This window comes from Psychrobacter sp. CX14, from assembly GCF_057396205.2.
The window spans coordinates 266,368-282,656 of sequence record NZ_CM183187.1 but is presented as its reverse complement, the minus strand read 5'-3'; the positions used below and the strand labels follow the sequence as shown (position 1 = coordinate 282,656).

The following is a 16,289-nucleotide window of genomic DNA, read 5'->3' as shown; positions in this document are numbered from 1 at the left end:
GATATGACCAGACTGACAGCGGTAAGCAATAGTGAGAGCCTTTTAAAAACGTCGTATTTTATAATAAGCCGCTGAACCAGTTTGGCTAGACGGACTTATCGATACCTACCGATTTAAAGTAGCTGGTGACTGTCTCAGGTATCCAGTTGACATCAAAGCGTTTGCCTGTCTTAGGATTGGGTTTGCGCTGATAACGCAAAAACCCAATGTGACCGCCATGCTCAGTATTAACTAATGTCACTGCGTCTGATACATCATTAGCGGTGGCGGTAAAGCCAATAAAGGGGTCATCTTTAGCGCTAATTAAAAGTAGGGGATGGGTCACATCAAGCAAGTAAGGTAGGGCAGAGGCACGGCGATAATAGTCATTGTTTGAGCGGTACCCATGGCGCGGTGCGGTAAAGATATGGTCAAAGTCGCTGATGCGGTCGACAGACTTGATAGCGGCAATCTCTTCATCACTGATTTCATTTTTAAGTGCCTTTTTGATAATAGGATTCAGCAGATATGGGGTGTATATTTTTTGTCCTAAAAAGCGGTGCATATTCATAGCGGCCGATGACATATCGACAGGTGCGGAGATGACGGCTGACGCTTTACACAGTGCGTCGTCTGCGTATTCACCCATATATCTTGCCAACGCATTACCACCGAGCGACACACCAGCGGCGTAGATATTAGCGTAGTCTTGGCTAAGTACGCTTAGCATATGATGCACTTCGGCAGTGTCGCCTGCGTTATAAAACACACGACCTTTGGCAGGAATACCACCGCAGCTGCGAAAGTGAGCCACCACAAAGTGCCAACCTTGGGCATGAATATGATGTGCCAAAGCGCGCGCATAATGACTGTCACTACTGCCTTCCATACCATGAAACAATACGACTATCGGCGTGTCTTGCGGGTGGTTTGACTCATCCGCTAATGGTGTAGCATCATAAAAGTCGTATGCCACATCGCTTTCATTAAGCGAGTCGCGTTTAATTTCACGGCGGTATTCTGGTGCTTTTGGCGCAAAAAACTTGGGTAAAATGGTCTGAATGTGTGGATTGCTTAACCAAAAAGGGGGCTTAAAGGGCTCAGGTGAAAAGTTTGAATGTTGTGACGGGTTATCTAAATTGTTTAGGTTATTCGGGTCATTTAAGTTATTTAAGTTATTCGGGTCATTTAAGTTATTTAAGTTATTAGGGTTATTTATCTGATCAGTGTTATTCGATTTAACTGATGTATTTGGAATCATAAGTAATGCTCATTATGTTACTGGGTGTCGGTGAGTCGATTTTGGCTATTATAAACTCGACTCAGAAGAGGTAATGACAATAAGAGCTAATAGTAGCTTGTGCATACAGGCTCTACACAGCACGATAAAACTGCATGCTCACTTCTGGAAACCAAGTGGCATCCAGCTTTTTATTGATAAGACGCATAAAGCCAATATGACCGCCATGCTTCGGTTCACACAGCACCACATTGTCCGAGACATCACCTACGGTAGGCGTAATGCCCAAGAAAGGATCGTCTTGAGCGGTGATGATGAGTGTTGGCTTGGTTATCTTATGCAGATAGGGCATGGCAGAGGCTCGATGATAATAGTCATTTTTTGAGCGATAACCATGGCGCGGGGCGGTAAAAGCTTGATCAAAGTCACTGATACTTTTACTGGCTTTAATATCTTTAATTTCTTTGTCACTCAGATGATGCTGTAATACTTTTTCAGTAATCGGATTTAGTAAGTAAGGGGTATAGATTTTTCGCCCAAAAAACTTTTGCATAGCAATAGACGAGGACGCTAAGTCAAGCGGCGCTGAGACGATAGAGGCCGATGCACAGATGGCGTCGTCTTGATATTCACCCATATATTTTGCTAATACACTACCGCCCATAGAGGTGCCAATGCTATGAATGGTTTGGTATTTTCTGGCAAGGTATTGTAGGGCGTGATGGACTTCAAGCGTGTCACCAGCTTCATATAGAACGTGTCCGCTGGCGGGCACGCCACCACAACTACGATAATGTACCACCACATAATGCCAGCCTTGACTCTGTACATAGTGCGCCATGGTACGGGCATAGTGACTGTGACTGCTCCCTTCTAATCCATGAAATAACACCACGAGCGGTATTTGATAACGTTCGCCCTCTGCAGGCTTAGGTTCATCGGCATCCAAAAAGTCATAGGCAATATGACTTTCATTAAGTGAATCAAGCGCTAAATCACGACGATAGTCAGGTGGCCCTGGCATCGTAAATTTAGGCAGAATGGTTTGTAAATGGGGGTTTCTTAGCCAAATAGGCGGCTTAAAGTCAAGGGCCTTAAACGTATCGTTCAGACGGTTAGAAGTTGTATCAAAGGGGGGCTTTGCAATTGTCATATTGGGTGTCTTTGAGGTATTAAATAGAGACGGATAAAAGTCAGTAGGAAATATAATACCTATAAGTGATGACAAAACCAATAGTTTCAGTGAACAAATGATTACTGAAAATGTAAATGTTGATTGTGCTTTATAAGTCTAAGTCGTCTTATTCACCTATCGTACTAATCCTCTGTTAAATCTACTTTATAAAATCGTAAGTAACATCGCTCATTTGATACGAATCAGGCACCAACTCACGGCGGTATTCAGGCTCGTTTTTAGCAGAGCTATAAATAAAATGGTTTGCAGGTGAGTATTGCTCAGCCATACAGTTGGTACAAATGGTACAAACTTAAAAATAGTGTCATTGATGATGGGTTGAGTCTTAATTTCTGGTATGAAAGGTGCGAGCGTAGTAAGGTAAGGGTCTTATTTAAGTCAATTGTTTAATGGGCTTATTATTAAGTATTGGTGTAATGTGAAAAATACTTTACACTTAATTTAATTTAATTTTAATTCATTATGTGAAAGTCTTATTTATGCATCTAAAACTTACTGTCAGTGCCCTCCTTATTGTGAACGCTTATATGACCCTAACCATGCCGACGGCTTATGCTGACTCCGGTTGTTTACCTAGAGCAGTGGTTGAAAAGTTTAGACTTTACACTTATTGCCCTGATCCAGGTCCTATTAAAGTTAGACAAAATGATAAGTATGGCTTCATCGATCATGAAGGGAAGGTATTGATTGATTTTATTTATGATAAGGCAGAGGCATTTGAGGATGGTATTGCCAGTATCGCGATATGGTCAGACAGTGGTGACTATCTTTGGGGTGCTATCGATGACAAAGGGGAGGTGCTAATTGAGCCTCAATATAGCATTCCTTTATCTTTCTCGGAAGGCTTAGCATTGGCAGGCAAAGATAATATGGTTGGCTATATTGATCGACAGGGCAATCAAATTATTGCTCCTAAATTTAGTAGAGGTTCAAGCTTTGAGAATGGTAGGGCTGTAATAGACTATAGTGGTCTGCAAGAGATTATTAATAAAAAAGGCGAGGTGCTACATCCTGCTTGGCCATCTCGTCTAGAACCTATAAATGACCATCTATTAATACGTCATAATCAAAACAATTGGGCTGACGCTAAAATTATAGACATCAACAATCAGGTTCATCACAAAGAATATTATGAGATAAACACTGTACTGAGTATGAAACAAACAGCCGATACTCAATATGAGGAATACCGTGGAGACGATACTTTTTGGTATCAGCTGACCGACAGTTATAGCTCGCCTACTTATCAATTGATGAATAATAAAGGCGATATACTCTTTAAGTCTTTAAAGATGCCGGAAGATGACAAAGACTTGGTCACTATCAATGGCTTTACTGTGATTAATACAGGATTAAGGTTGCAGGTTATTGATGCTCAAGGGGATATTCGTTTATCAGGAAACTTTGATGATATATTTCCGATTATTGAAGACGACTTAGCAATCGTAAAGAAGGGTGAACAGTATTATTACTATCACTTGTTACCAAGTAAACAAAATCGCTTAGTAGGTCCATGGCTATCAAAAAAGAATCTTAAACCAGGTATTGTTGGTGAACTGGCCTTTGATCAAGGTTTTGATAAGTTAGGGTTATATAGCGAGGGTTTAGCTTTCGCTGAAACAGAGGGTTGGCGAGGCTTTATCGATAAGTCGGGTACCAGGGTGCTGGGTGATAAAGTAGACAATGTACCGTATGACTGGGTTGCTCCTTTTTTCAAAGGTACGGCAATTTACGCCACTAAAAATCACAAGTTTGGTGTGATCAACAAACAAGGCGAGACCATTATCCCAGCAACTTATGAAAATCTTAATCACTGTGGTAACCATTTTATTGCTAAAGACTCTGGTTTTGGCCTAATTGATAACCAAGGTCGTGAAGTCATCAAACCCATATATGACCGTATTGATTGTTACGATAACTTTGTCGTCATGCATACGAACCTGCTAACCTTAGAGAACGATATCAAGCTAATATCTTTAGAGACAGAAGAGTCTTATCCGTATAAAATCGAGAGTTTTGATAAGCAGAAAAATGGTTATGCAACGATTATGGTTTATAAAGACAATCAGTCGGAAGATGACTTGGCCTATGCCGGGTTTGTGGATAAAGCAGGTAAAGTGACGTTAATAGGTAAAAGAAAATATAGTCTGGACAACCTAGGTCATGCAATATTTCTCGAAAGTAAGGCAAAAAAGCAAGATAGACTCATTAATAGTAAAGGCGAGGTCATTAAGACCAAAGACTATGATGAATTTCATCCCGTCGAGCACGGCTATATTCCGGTTAGAAAAAATGATGTTTGGGGGTTAATAGATACTAAAGGCAATGAAATATTCCCACCCAGTTATGAAAACTTGGAGATAATGGGAGACAATGCTTTTATTGTAGAGAAAAAAATGGGTGTAATTGGTAAACAAGGGCAAGAGGTTGTACCCCCTATTTACGATTGGATTGAGCAACTACCTAATGACTTTATTATTGTCAATCAAGACTTAAATTATAAAAAACAAATGGGATTGCTTAGCCCTGAGCTTCAGTTCATTTTGCCGTTACAGTACCGAGAAATAAAGTATTTAGAAAATGAGGTGTTTGCGGTAAGCGAAGAAAAGGACTTAATGGCGCTCGCTAATACAGCTGGTAAGCTATTAACCAAGCCTCTCTATCAAGATATTGAGCGACATGCAGATAATCGATTGCGTGTAAAACGGCAAGATAAGTGGGGGCTTTTAGATGATAAAGGCAATCAAATTGCACCGCCTATTTATGATGACATACAAGAGGATAAGTCAGGACTGAGTGTTGCCAAAAAGTCAGATAAATATGGCTATATCAATAGTAATGGTAAGGAGATTAGTGACTTTCAATTTGATGTGGCTAACGGTTTCTATGAAGGTGAAGCTTATGTTGAGATGAATGGAAAAGCCTATAAAATTGACATCAATGGCAATGTATTAAGAAAAACCAATCTACGACGAGCGAAGGCTAGAGAAGAAAGAGAAGAAAGAGAAGAAAGAGAAGCTAATTAAACTTAGCGTTCATGTTTAGTGCATTCAATTTAAAAGTACCACATAGGATGACGGGTATCACTGATAACTTTCTGGTTGGCTGTACGTCGTTCCAGAGACTGAGAAAATGATAAATAATACCTGTTTAAAGCGGTTTTACTTTGTTTTGATTATATTAATAAGCTACCTTTAATCGAGCACTTATTTAGGTCATCATTCATCATCAAGCACCCGCCCGTCCATCCCCAAACGCTCCTTTAAGGTCTCAATAGCTGCTTCTGGCAAAGTTACATTTAGCGTAACCGCTTTGCTATAGTCCACCTTATTGATTTCACCGCCCATGTCCTCAACGACATAGCGTACTTGAGATTCATTGGCAAAATCGGCCTCAATATCAACCTGTGTCATAGGAACATAAGGGGTGAGGGTCATTTCGTCCACTGCCGCTTGTGCAGAGCCGGCATATGCACGGGTCAATCCACCTGCACCGAGCTTGATACCCCCAAAATAACGCACCACTATGACAATCACGTTACCGATGCTTTTGTGCTGTAGCACATTTAGGATAGGGCGGCCTGCTGTACCACTAGGTTCGCCATCATCATCGAAGCCGGCGCTGGTAGTATTATCTGGGTCGCCGATAATGTATGCCCAACAGTGATGACGGGCATCAGGATATTTTTCACGCAATTGTTCCACGTGAAACATTGCCTTCTCACGGCTGTGTACTGGATAAGCATAAGTGATAAATTCGGACTTTTTGATTTCAAGTCGAGCCGTAACCGGCTTTGCTAAAGTTTGGTAGCTCATAAGGGTCTGTGGGTATCGTCGGGTTAAAAGCGGTAAATTTCAGGTAAATTTAAACGGATTAAACAAAGTCATCAATGCGAGATAGGGTGGGTGTGGTAAACTGGTTGCCAATATTATTTTTATATACGATATTAGGGTACGCCCTAGCGATATAGCGAAGGATAACATAAATGCGTTTAGACAAATTTATTAGCAAGGCGACTGAACTGTCGCGCAAAGAAGCCAAAAAAGTATTACATGCCAGCGAAATTACCGTCAATGATCAAGTGGTAAAAGACGGTAGCTTACACGTCGATGTGCTTAATGATGAAGTCATGTGGGCCGGCGAGCCATTGTCGGTTGCCACTGGTAGCCGTTATATTTTACTGCATAAGCCTGAAGGTTTTGAATGTACCTTGAAGCCAAAAGAGTACCCTATTGTTACTGAGCTTATTGCGGTTCCTGAACTAAGCAATCTGCGTATTGCTGGCCGTTTGGATGTCGATACCACTGGCGCACTGATTTTAAGTGATGATGGCGGATGGTTGCATCGTGTGACTAGCCCGCGTCATCAACATGCCAAAGTGTATGAGATGACATTGGCAGAGCCAATGGATGAAGCAGAACAGCAAAAAGCGGTACAAAAAGTAGCCGAGGGTATCTTGCTTGATGGCGACTATGAGCCAACCAAGCCGGCAACGTTAGAGTTTATTGACGAGACACATGCCCGTTTGACCTTGACCGAAGGCAAATACCATCAAGTAAAACGTATGATGGGCTACTTTGGTAATAAAGTAGAAGCATTACACCGTGCCAGTATCGGTGGTGTGACCCTTGAAGGATTAGATAAAGGTGAAAGCCGTTTCTTAACCGAAGAGGAAGTGGCTGGTTTTTAATAACTAAGCTCTAAGCTTTAGAGGGTAGTTAATAAGAATGGATGCTTAAGGTGTCCATTTTTTATGCCTTTTTTATAATGCTTAACGGATACGACGGCTAAAATTAATCGTAAGTAAATACAAAGATTAACCTCAAAGACAACAACAGCAATAGGGAATACAAGATGAAACTATCAATTCTAAAGCCGATAGCTAGTGTGTGTCTAAGTACATTACTAATAGGGTTGACCGGATGCCAAACCGCTGTTTTGAATAACAGCCATAATATGAGCAATAGTAGCGATGCTATAAACACTCTAGTCCCTGCTATGACAGTGGAGCGCGTCAGCTACGGCGATGGTTTATTTTATAGCTATCCGTTTAAGAGCTCGGATTTGTATGATGTTTATACCCTGCAAGCAGTGGGCGGAAAACTGGTTTACCGAGAAGGCTGTTTGCAACTGTTTAATGGCTCAAAGTATGTGACCCCTATTTTTCCCAATGGCGTGACCACGTTTGATAAACAGACGCAGACTTTAGAAATGCTTCAGGTTACGTTTCACATGCAAGATATGCTCATGGCCGGTGGTTTTCAGATATCTTCTAAAGACTATCTAGAAGAGAGTGGTTATGAAACCGTAACACAGGCCCCTGAGCGCTGTTTGCTTGACACCATGATGTTGTTAAGAGGCGTACCTGATAATTTGGGCAGGATGAATGATGTGTTTTAATAAATCGGTATTAACCCATGCATTGATAATGTGATGTTCAAACATCAGACTCGTTACGGCAAAACCACATTGACCACTTTCCAGTCCACCAAGCCTTCGCGCTGCATCTCGACCGTGACTGGATAGCCTTTGAGCTTACCTATGACGTTAAAGCAGTTAATTCCGCAGTAAGAAAGCTCAGGTTTGCTGTTGTCCTCTCCAGTTTGGACATGTGACTCAAGCTCACTTGATTGCTTATTCATCATCACATTGATCTGGTTTTTAATCACCGCATCGATATCGCCGCGCTGTACAATCATGTCTTGGATGAGCGTTTGTAAATTCACCTGATTACTGGCAATGGCCCATGCTGCTGTCAGCTCTTTGGTGGCCTGGTTAGCCTGTCCTTGGGTATTGATAAGATTGCTAATGTTTTCTGGCGTTACCGAGCGCTGCACGGCACTGGCGATAAACTCATTGGCCGTTTGCTTTAATGGGTCGCCGCCAATCTGTGCCACCATAGGATATTGGCTCAAGGTATTGGCAAAATTAGTGGTTAATTGCGCTTCAATATTGGGCGCTAATTGCTCAAAGTCGATATAACTGATCAAAGTATCACCATCGTGAGCATCATAGGCATTTTTGATTTGGTGCGCGGTGTAGTAGGGCGAACCAAAAAATACAGCGGCAGCAACCAACAGAATAACGATAAGAAGAGCAAAGATTTTTTTCATGGCAGGAGGTATTATCTTATAAAATGAGAAGAGGATGCACTGATTTTATCATGCTTGCTTGATAAATGAGGTGTTAGTCACCATTAATGAGGCAAAGTAATCATTAATTTTTGTATTATTTTAACCCTTATGCACATTGTGTAAAATTTAATGCCTGCTATGCGTATGTTTCACATGGAACATAATAGGCAGATTGATAGGAGACTCCATGAGCAAGCGAGATTTTTACGAAGTTTTAGGCGTTGATAAAAGCGCAGATGAGCGCGAGATTAAAAAGGCCTACCGTAAATTGGCCATGAAGTACCATCCGGATCGTAATTCAGACGACCCAGATGCTGAAGAGAAGTTTAAAGAAGCCTCTATGGCTTATGAAGTATTAAGTGATAAAGAAAAACGTTCTGCCTACGATCGAATGGGTCATGCTGCGTTTGAAAATGGCATGGGCGGCGGTGGATTTGGTGGAGCTGGCGCCGGTAACTTCCAAGACATCTTTGGCGATATTTTCGGAAACTTCGGCGATATCTTTGGTCAGTCTCGTGGTGGCGGTGGTCGTCAGCGCCGTGGCTCAGATTTACGTTATGTCATTGAGCTCACTTTAGAAGAAGCGGTTCGCGGTACCAAAAAAGAAATCAGTTTTACCGCACCAGCCCCTTGTGAAACTTGTGACGGTAAAGGCGCAAAAGACGCGTCAGATATTGTTACGTGTAGTACCTGTGGCGGCCATGGTCAAGTGCGTATGCAGCAAGGCTTCTTTGCCGTACAGCAAACGTGCCCAGACTGTCATGGTACTGGTAAACAAATTAAAAACCCATGTCCAGACTGTCATGGTAGCGGCGTAAAAGACAAGTCACGCACCCTTGAAGTCTCTATCCCTGCCGGTGTTGATGATGGCGACAGAGTTCGTCTAGCCGGTGAAGGTGAAGCGGGCGGTGCTGGTGTACAAAGCGGAGACTTATATGTCGAAGTGCGTGTAAAAGAGCACCCAGTATTCAAACGCCAAGGCGCTGATTTATATATGGACGTGCCGGTTAGCATTACAGATGCAGCGCTTGGTAAAGAAGTAGAAATCCCAACTCTTGATGGCAAAGTGAAAATCAAAGTAGCGGAAGGCACACAAAGTGGCAAGTTATTGCGCGTTCGCGGTAAAGGCGTAACGCCTGTTCGTACCACGATGAAGGGTGATTTAATTTGCCGCATCATGGTAGAGACACCGGTGAATCTAAACCGTGAGCAAAAAGACTTGCTACGTCAATTCCAAGATACGCTAGATGGCGACAGCAAACACGATCAATCACCGAAGAAGAAGTCTTTCTTTGAAAAACTAGGCGATTTATTTGACTAGGTCAAGCAGACTCTATAGCTAGATATTAGCGTTAAAGTAGAGAGTCTTTTTTTAAGATAAGCGCTTAATAAGCCTGTATGTTTCACGTGAAACATACAGGCTTTTTTCACCCTTAATTTTAATCATAACCTAACAGCCAATGCAGCACTCAAATTTAGCCTAGCGAATAATCATGCTATCATTAGCTCTATTAGTATACCCCTTATAAATAAACCCCTTATAAATAAATCAAAGGAATAGCGCAATGGCACAAACACAGTCAGACACCATCAATGTTGGTATTATTGGCGCTGGGGGCCGTATGGGCCGCATGCTGATTGAAGCTGTCAATAATAACCCAAAGACCACTTTATCTGCTGCTATTGAGCGAAGCGGCTCAAGTTTAATCGGCGTTGATGCTGGTGAACTGGTTGGGCTTGAGAAGAATGGTGTGGCACTAAGTGATGACTTAGAGTCGCAGCTAGACAAGATTGATGTGTTGATTGACTTTAGTTTGCCAGACTCAACTGAGAAAAACGTGCAACTGTGCGCCAAACACAAAGTTGCGATGGTGATTGGTACTACAGGCTTAAGCGATGCCCAAGAAGAGGTACTTAATGAGGCTTGCAAACAGATTCCTGTGGTCTATGCTGGCAACTATTCAACAGGGGTAAACGTCTCTTTAAAACTCATCGAGATGGCGGCCAAAGCCTTTGGTGAAACAGCAGATATCGAAGTGATTGAAGCGCACCATAAGCACAAAGTCGATGCGCCGTCTGGCACCGCTTATATGATGGCTAATGCCGCAGCGACGGCTCGTGGTCAGAACCTAAAAGAGGTAGCGTTATATGGGCGTGAAGGTCAAACTGGTGAGCGCAAGCAGGGCAGTATTGCTATCCATGCGATTCGCGGTGGTGAAATCATAGGTGATCACAGTGTGATGCTTATTGCTGATGGTGAAATGGTTGAGATTAAACACCATGCTCGTGAGCGCATGACCTTTGCTGCCGGTGCGGTACGTGCCTCTACTTGGGTTGTTGAGCAATCAGCGGGTCGTTACGACATGCAAGATGTACTCGGTCTAAAATAACGGATTTGGCCCAAAAGCTTTAGTCATTCTTAGTCCACTATAAAAGCCTTAATACCAGACATAAAAAAGCCTTATCCCTACGCAATGGGATAAGGCTTTTCTTTGTTTAGACACAAGCTACATAGCCTATTAAGCTTTGACTGACTCTGCTTGTTTCTCACGCATTTTAACCACTTTACGCACCTTGTCGCGTGCACGGGTCTGTTTTAGGCGTGACAAGTAATCCACAAACAGCACGCCATTTAAATGATCCATCTCGTGCTGAATACAGACCGCAAGTAGACCTTCAGCAATCTCTTCAAAAGCGTTGCCTTCACCGTCTAGGGCCTCAATTTTGACCTTGGTTGGGCGCTCTACTGAATCGTAGACATCAGGCACAGACAAGCAGCCTTCTTCGTATGGCTTTTTATCTTCAACCAATGGGGTTACTTTTGGGTTAATAAAGACGCGAGGGTTGTCATTATTTTCAGACAAATCCATCACAATCAGCTGAATATGACGATCAACCTGTGTTGCAGCCAAGCCAATGCCCTTTGCGGCATACATGGTTTCAATCATGTCATCAATAAGCTGTTTGATGTCATCATCGACAGTTTTCACAGGCTCTGCGATAGTGCGCAGACGAGGATCTGGATAACTTAAGATTGGTAATATGGCCATAATAAATCACACGGTTTGTTAAATGAATAAAGTATTGTACGTTATTATAAATAAATGAGGGAGAGAGTGCTAATTATCAAGGGCTAGCGGATAACTGGACAGTATCATACACCTTAAAAGCGGACTCAGATATAACGAGTGAGTCATAATGCTCTAGAGAAGAGATAATGAACAATTAAGTATCTAAACACTCTAAAAACCAAATTAAAAAGAAAAGAAAAAGTTTAATAAGGAACTGACACGTCAGAAAATACTGTTAGGGGCTTTCATGACTGAGTTACTAAAGACAAATAAAATAGATGGGCTAGTACAGTATACCGCTGACAACTTATTGGTTTGTTTTCCTAGTGAGGACTCGAATATTTGGCTAAAGGCTTATGATACCAACGTTTTAACTCGCTGAAATAGTCGCAGTGTACTTCATGATGTATAGAAAGTTAGTTTTTCGAGCTAATAACAGCATTTTGACAAATTTAAGAAGTATCTTAGAAGACTATATGGTTACCCAGAGTCTGGGATGGGCTCATGATCGACTATCAACTTCCGTAGGTATTAATTTATAAAATAAGACTGTACCATCGTAAGTACCTTCTGAACTCAGTGCAAATTCAGGTATTATCCCTACTTTTACATAACCTAGCTTATTATAAAGTTGCTCTGCTTTATCACCTTCACGAGTATCTAATATAAGAAGTCTAAGCCCCAACTGTTTTGATAAAATCTCTATTTCGCTCATTAACATTGAAGCAATACCACGCTGACGGTAATCACTAGATACCATGAGTTTCTCAATTTCTGCACGGTGCTTTCCATTAGGCTTTTAATTCACTGCGAGTTGTACGCTTCCTACAACATTGTCGTTAATTAGAGCGATCAGTAAATATGTATTACCCTCCTTAATACTACCTTGTACCGCTTGCCAATAGTTTTTAGCGTCTTGTTCATGTAGGGGCGCAATAAATCCTATGGATGCACCATCATTGACTCCATTTTGTAATAGTAAACTTAATCTATCGAGGTAATCATTAATGTCTTGAGCATTTAGTGATTTTATATTTACAGTATTCTTATTCATATCTTCTCACAACTTATATTGTTATATTAACCCTAGCGGAACTACCTAAAAACACTCTATAAAATATTAATAGACCACCTAAAGCAGACTGTTATAATAGAACCACCTATAACAGTCTGCTTTAGGTGTTTATGTTTATCAGAGCCTATCTTCGTGCCTCAACCAAAGATCAAGACGCCAATCGTGCTAAAGATGAGCTTATTGCATTTGCTAAAGAGCATGGCCATAAAATCGCAGCATTCTATACTGAAAACGAATCAGGAGCGATGCTCTAGCGTCCATAGCTGATGCAGCTCATTGATGATGCTTTTGAAGGCGATGTAATCTTAGTCGAGCAGATAGACCGTTTGGCACGTTTAAATCCAACTGACTGGGATACCCTAAAGAGAAAACTATCAGCCAAACGTCTTTCTGTAGTGTCTAAAGAGCTGCCAACGTCATATATGGCATTACAACATGATAATAGCTCTGAGTTTATGGGTAGTGTACTACGTGCCATAAATGACATGCTACTTGATATGCTGGCGGCCATTGCTCGAAAGGATTATGAGGATCGCCGTAACCGCCAAATGCAAGGTATCGCAAGCGCTAAAGCTCAAGGTAAATACAAAGGACGAGGAAAGGATACGGAAAAGCGTAAAATTATTGCCAGCCTTCTAAAATCAGACCACAGTTACTCAGATATTCAACAGACAGTAAGATGTTCAAGACAATTGATTGCTGACGTATCACAAGAGTTAAAAGACTCTCCCAGTTAAACTTGATTACGCACAAGCTCACTTATTTCAACCAAGACAGCCAACCACATTTGCTTTCGTTCTTTGTGTCTAATTGAGGTGTCGCTGGTTCTTTAGGTAGTTTTGGCTCTTGATGGTTATTACTGTATTGCCATGCTTAAATGATGCTGAAAATATAAGTGAATTAAACCTTTTTAATAAAACACTTTTTTAAATCTAAAAAAATAGAATATGGCAAAAAATAGAGATAATTTCAGTGAACTTATAAAACGAAGTCTTAGGGATAGAGTCGCAAATAGGTGCTCTAATCCCGAATGTAGGGTTCCTACAATTGGACCGGCTGGTAAAGACAGAATCAATAATATTGGTGTCGCTGCTCACATTTGTGCAGCTTCTAAAGGTGGACCTCGCTATGATGAAGAAATGAGTAAAGATGAAAGAAAGAGCAGAGAAAATGGTATATGGCTTTGTTACAGTTGTTCAAAAAAGATTGATTCTGATGTCGATAGTTACCCGGTAGAATTATTACAAGATTGGCGACGGAAAGCCGAAGAAGCAGCATCAAAGGAGTTGGGGAAGATGCTGCCTAGCAATGATGATGCTGTAGATAGTCTTACTACTGCATTGGTAGGTGTATCAAGAAGATTTTTACCTAACGCGATAGCTAATACGCATAAGGCAAGCAGTAAGGTACTAGAAGATCTCGATTCTAGATTTAGTGTTAAGTCTCAATATATCAATGGCACATCTTTATTTGAGTTAATTCCTCGAGAAGATATTGACTTCTCTATAGATATAATAGGACCTGAAGCCATAGAGAGCTTTGTAACTGGACATAAGGCGTTGATTGAGCACGGTCAGGATTTCACTATTAGCACTGACTCTATTGAAGCTAAAGGATCAAAATTGCTTGAATATATTGCTAGTCGTGAGAGTGGCAGTATGTCTATATCACCAATAAAAAAACCGGCAGTATATAGAATATGTATTGTTAATAAAGAAACCAATGCTCATACCTATTTGGAAGATATACGAGGACATGTAAAAATTGGAACAAAGTCTTTTACCTTCTTTGGAACAGCACTCGATGGTATGTTCAGCTTCAGTAATACTTTTAATTTGGAAAAAAGAAGAGAAAATGCAAAATTAACTATTGATTTTGAGCGTTGGAACGGACGGTCAATTCATAATTTGAAGTATTTTAATAAGTTATTTGCTTTCTTTGATGAGGCTTTTAAGAATAATTGCATGACAGCGTCTCTAGACGTTGATGGTGAGCATGAAATCAATGGTTTGTTTGAGGACCCTAGTCGCGTACAGATTTTTCAGCAGGTTTATAGTCAGTTAACGTACATATGTCACGCTCGTGAAATCTGTGTTTATCTGAATGAAGATTTAGAGTATAGAAATAATACTTCTCTGGATGCTGAACATATTGCAAAGATTCATAGGATATACAAGACAATAAAGGGTACAAATAAATTCGGAGCAGAAAATCAAAAGTCCGTTGCTAGAATGACACTATCGGTTAAGGGAGCGAAAGAACAAAAAGAGCATATACTTTTCTCTAAGCCATTGAATATTAGGATTATAGAGCCAGATGAAGAAAAAATTGAGTTGTTTGGTAAATTATTGACTTTACCTCAAAGGGTGTACACCTTAGAAAACGTAAAGCTTGAAATTATTGGCAGGAATGCAGGAAGAAATATAGATGATATTAACGATGTAGATAGTATAGAGGTTGAGTGTATACCTGCTGAGGAATACTTATGCTCAATAACCTACTTAAAACCTGAAGATATTAGTTAAAAGCTATACATAAAAGGCGTATTGTTCCTATAACATATATATAGGGGCTGTAGTAGATAAGGATTAAATATCACACCATTTTCTCAAAGTTTTAAGTTGATTAGATGGTGAACCATAATTAAATCTAAACTCGCATTCTTTTTTACTTAATTTACAATGGGTTAGCTTTATTTTAGTAGTCTAGCATAGTGCTTATCTACTACAGCCCCTAAAATTAAATAGGATTTATTGATTATTCCTATACAGGCGGCAGATACTAAATTAATGGTCTGTAATGCCGTCTTTGATCTCATTGGGGTTACCATCCACAAACAAGTTGTCGTTACATGTACGTCTTGGCTCGCTTTCATAAAAGTCAAAAAAAGCGGACTTAGCCAGTAAGTCCGCGAAACTCTACGATTTTTTCATTATTCTTTCTAACTTTGATGTTCTAAAATTTTTTTAGAACATGCAAATAAGGTACCTAAGCACCTTATTTGTTTGCAATTTGATGTATTTCATTCGCTACACTGCTTGTACTTGATATCTCATGTACCTAGCCAAACTTATTTTGAGTAGGTCAAATAAATTGGTGAATTATAGCTTACGTTTACCTGATATTAGCTCATAGATAAATAGCAAGATGATGGCACCGATAACTGAGAATGCAAGACCCATGAAACCACCATTGGTACCGACACCGATCATGCTACCTAAGAAGCCACCAACAAGGGCACCAGCGATACCTAAGACTATAGTCATAATCCAGCCCATCGAGTCATTACCTGGTTTAATAGCACGAGCCAGTAAGCCGGCAACCAAACCAACAATTATCATCCAAATAAAATTCATAATCTGTCATCCTTTTTAGTAGGTTGTAATGTATCTTTTCTAATGTATATATCCAATTTATAGGTATAAAAATCCATGTGTTAATTATCTTATCTGCTCATAAATACTTTAATTTAAATTCTAGGCGATAACCTTAACCGGTGCTAAGAGATAAATGTTAAGCATGTACAAGCTATGTGATAAAGCGCGCTGAACTGGTTATAATTAGCAACATTTGGTTAACTAATTGTATTCTTTGT

The 16,289-nt window shown here is 40.5% G+C and carries 11 protein-coding genes and 4 pseudogenes; 7 read left to right on the top strand and 8 right to left on the bottom strand.

Annotation, left to right across the window (positions count from 1 at the left end; translation table 11 throughout):
- Nucleotides 1-85 precede the first annotated feature (85 nt).
- Together AC2SLO_RS01230 and AC2SLO_RS01225 are read right to left on the bottom strand one after the other, a co-directional pair.
- Nucleotides 86-1,240 (bottom strand): YheT family hydrolase, encoded by a 1,155-nt coding sequence (locus AC2SLO_RS01230; RefSeq protein ID WP_486539839.1) that lies wholly within the window; start codon nucleotides 1,238-1,240, stop codon nucleotides 86-88.
- 112 nt (nucleotides 1,241-1,352) lie between these two features.
- Nucleotides 1,353-2,372, bottom strand: a complete 1,020-nt coding sequence (locus tag AC2SLO_RS01225; RefSeq protein ID WP_486539841.1) for a YheT family hydrolase — start codon at nucleotides 2,370-2,372, stop codon at nucleotides 1,353-1,355.
- A 521-nt stretch (nucleotides 2,373-2,893) separates the two neighbouring features.
- Here AC2SLO_RS01225 and AC2SLO_RS01220 point away from each other — a divergent pair.
- Entirely contained in the window at nucleotides 2,894-5,440 is a 2,547-nt protein-coding gene (locus AC2SLO_RS01220) for a WG repeat-containing protein (protein WP_486539843.1), read from the top strand.
- Between the two features lie 192 nt (nucleotides 5,441-5,632).
- On the opposite strand, the gene AC2SLO_RS01215 is transcribed toward AC2SLO_RS01220, so the two are convergent.
- Nucleotides 5,633-6,229 carry a YigZ family protein gene (locus tag AC2SLO_RS01215; protein ID WP_486539845.1) on the bottom strand — a complete coding sequence of 199 codons (597 nt, stop codon included), beginning with the start codon at nucleotides 6,227-6,229 and terminating at the stop codon, nucleotides 5,633-5,635.
- A 170-nt stretch (nucleotides 6,230-6,399) separates the two neighbouring features.
- Between AC2SLO_RS01215 and AC2SLO_RS01210 the strand changes: the two genes are divergently transcribed.
- Together AC2SLO_RS01210 and AC2SLO_RS01205 are read left to right on the top strand one after the other, a co-directional pair.
- On the top strand, nucleotides 6,400-7,104 hold the full coding sequence (locus AC2SLO_RS01210) for a pseudouridine synthase (protein ID WP_486539847.1): 705 nt from the start codon (nucleotides 6,400-6,402) through the stop codon (nucleotides 7,102-7,104).
- Between the two features lie 164 nt (nucleotides 7,105-7,268).
- Complete coding sequence (locus AC2SLO_RS01205; RefSeq protein ID WP_486539849.1) at nucleotides 7,269-7,814, top strand: hypothetical protein; 546 nt, start codon at nucleotides 7,269-7,271, stop codon at nucleotides 7,812-7,814.
- Between the two features lie 410 nt (nucleotides 7,815-8,224).
- On the opposite strand, the pseudogene AC2SLO_RS01200 reads toward AC2SLO_RS01205, so the two are convergent.
- A pseudogene (locus tag AC2SLO_RS01200) lies at nucleotides 8,225-8,527 on the bottom strand (DUF2939 domain-containing protein); the annotation flags it as partial.
- A gap of 208 nt (nucleotides 8,528-8,735) precedes the next feature.
- Between AC2SLO_RS01200 and dnaJ the strand changes: the two are divergent.
- Nucleotides 8,736-9,869 carry a molecular chaperone DnaJ gene (gene dnaJ / locus AC2SLO_RS01195; protein ID WP_486539851.1) on the top strand — a complete coding sequence of 378 codons (1,134 nt, stop codon included), beginning with the start codon at nucleotides 8,736-8,738 and terminating at the stop codon, nucleotides 9,867-9,869.
- Between the two features lie 244 nt (nucleotides 9,870-10,113).
- Nucleotides 10,114-10,938: a 4-hydroxy-tetrahydrodipicolinate reductase gene (gene dapB, locus AC2SLO_RS01190; RefSeq protein WP_486539853.1), complete on the top strand. Its 825-nt coding sequence runs from the start codon at nucleotides 10,114-10,116 to the stop codon at nucleotides 10,936-10,938.
- Between the two features lie 129 nt (nucleotides 10,939-11,067).
- Here the strand turns inward: dapB and def are convergent, their stop codons facing one another.
- Both def and AC2SLO_RS01180 read right to left on the bottom strand, forming a co-directional pair.
- A complete protein-coding gene (gene def / locus AC2SLO_RS01185; protein ID WP_486539855.1) occupies nucleotides 11,068-11,598 on the bottom strand; it encodes a peptide deformylase in 531 nt (176 codons plus the stop codon).
- Between the two features lie 523 nt (nucleotides 11,599-12,121).
- Nucleotides 12,122-12,673 (bottom strand): annotated as a pseudogene (locus AC2SLO_RS01180) (GNAT family N-acetyltransferase).
- A 131-nt stretch (nucleotides 12,674-12,804) separates the two neighbouring features.
- Here AC2SLO_RS01180 and AC2SLO_RS01175 point away from each other — a divergent pair.
- Nucleotides 12,805-13,431: pseudogene (locus tag AC2SLO_RS01175) on the top strand (recombinase family protein).
- Between the two features lie 210 nt (nucleotides 13,432-13,641).
- Nucleotides 13,642-15,219 (top strand): hypothetical protein, encoded by a 1,578-nt coding sequence (locus AC2SLO_RS01170; RefSeq protein ID WP_486539857.1) that lies wholly within the window; start codon nucleotides 13,642-13,644, stop codon nucleotides 15,217-15,219.
- A 63-nt stretch (nucleotides 15,220-15,282) separates the two neighbouring features.
- On the opposite strand, the pseudogene AC2SLO_RS01165 reads toward AC2SLO_RS01170, so the two are convergent.
- Both AC2SLO_RS01165 and AC2SLO_RS01160 read right to left on the bottom strand, forming a co-directional pair.
- Nucleotides 15,283-15,360 (bottom strand): annotated as a pseudogene (locus tag AC2SLO_RS01165) (IS1595 family transposase); the annotation flags it as partial.
- Nucleotides 15,361-15,795: 435 nt separating this feature from the next.
- A complete protein-coding gene (locus AC2SLO_RS01160; protein ID WP_486539859.1) occupies nucleotides 15,796-16,050 on the bottom strand; it encodes a GlsB/YeaQ/YmgE family stress response membrane protein in 255 nt (84 codons plus the stop codon).
- Nucleotides 16,051-16,289 lie beyond the last annotated feature (239 nt).

What these genes read in the sequence shown, in the direction of transcription:
- AC2SLO_RS01230 (WP_486539839.1), bottom strand. Translation starts at nt 1,240, where the DNA reads ATGATTCCAAATACATCAGTTAAATCGAATAACACTGATCAGATAAAT.
- def (WP_486539855.1), bottom strand. Translation starts at nt 11,598, where the DNA reads ATGGCCATATTACCAATCTTAAGTTATCCAGATCCTCGTCTGCGCACT.
- AC2SLO_RS01215 (WP_486539845.1), bottom strand. Translation starts at nt 6,229, where the DNA reads ATGAGCTACCAAACTTTAGCAAAGCCGGTTACGGCTCGACTTGAAATC.
- AC2SLO_RS01160 (WP_486539859.1), bottom strand. Translation starts at nt 16,050, where the DNA reads ATGAATTTTATTTGGATGATAATTGTTGGTTTGGTTGCCGGCTTACTG.
- dapB (WP_486539853.1), top strand. Translation starts at nt 10,114, where the DNA reads ATGGCACAAACACAGTCAGACACCATCAATGTTGGTATTATTGGCGCT.
- AC2SLO_RS01225 (WP_486539841.1), bottom strand. Translation starts at nt 2,372, where the DNA reads ATGACAATTGCAAAGCCCCCCTTTGATACAACTTCTAACCGTCTGAAC.
- dnaJ (WP_486539851.1), top strand. Translation starts at nt 8,736, where the DNA reads ATGAGCAAGCGAGATTTTTACGAAGTTTTAGGCGTTGATAAAAGCGCA.
- AC2SLO_RS01210 (WP_486539847.1), top strand. Translation starts at nt 6,400, where the DNA reads ATGCGTTTAGACAAATTTATTAGCAAGGCGACTGAACTGTCGCGCAAA.
- AC2SLO_RS01220 (WP_486539843.1), top strand. Translation starts at nt 2,894, where the DNA reads ATGCATCTAAAACTTACTGTCAGTGCCCTCCTTATTGTGAACGCTTAT.
- AC2SLO_RS01170 (WP_486539857.1), top strand. Translation starts at nt 13,642, where the DNA reads ATGGCAAAAAATAGAGATAATTTCAGTGAACTTATAAAACGAAGTCTT.
- AC2SLO_RS01205 (WP_486539849.1), top strand. Translation starts at nt 7,269, where the DNA reads ATGAAACTATCAATTCTAAAGCCGATAGCTAGTGTGTGTCTAAGTACA.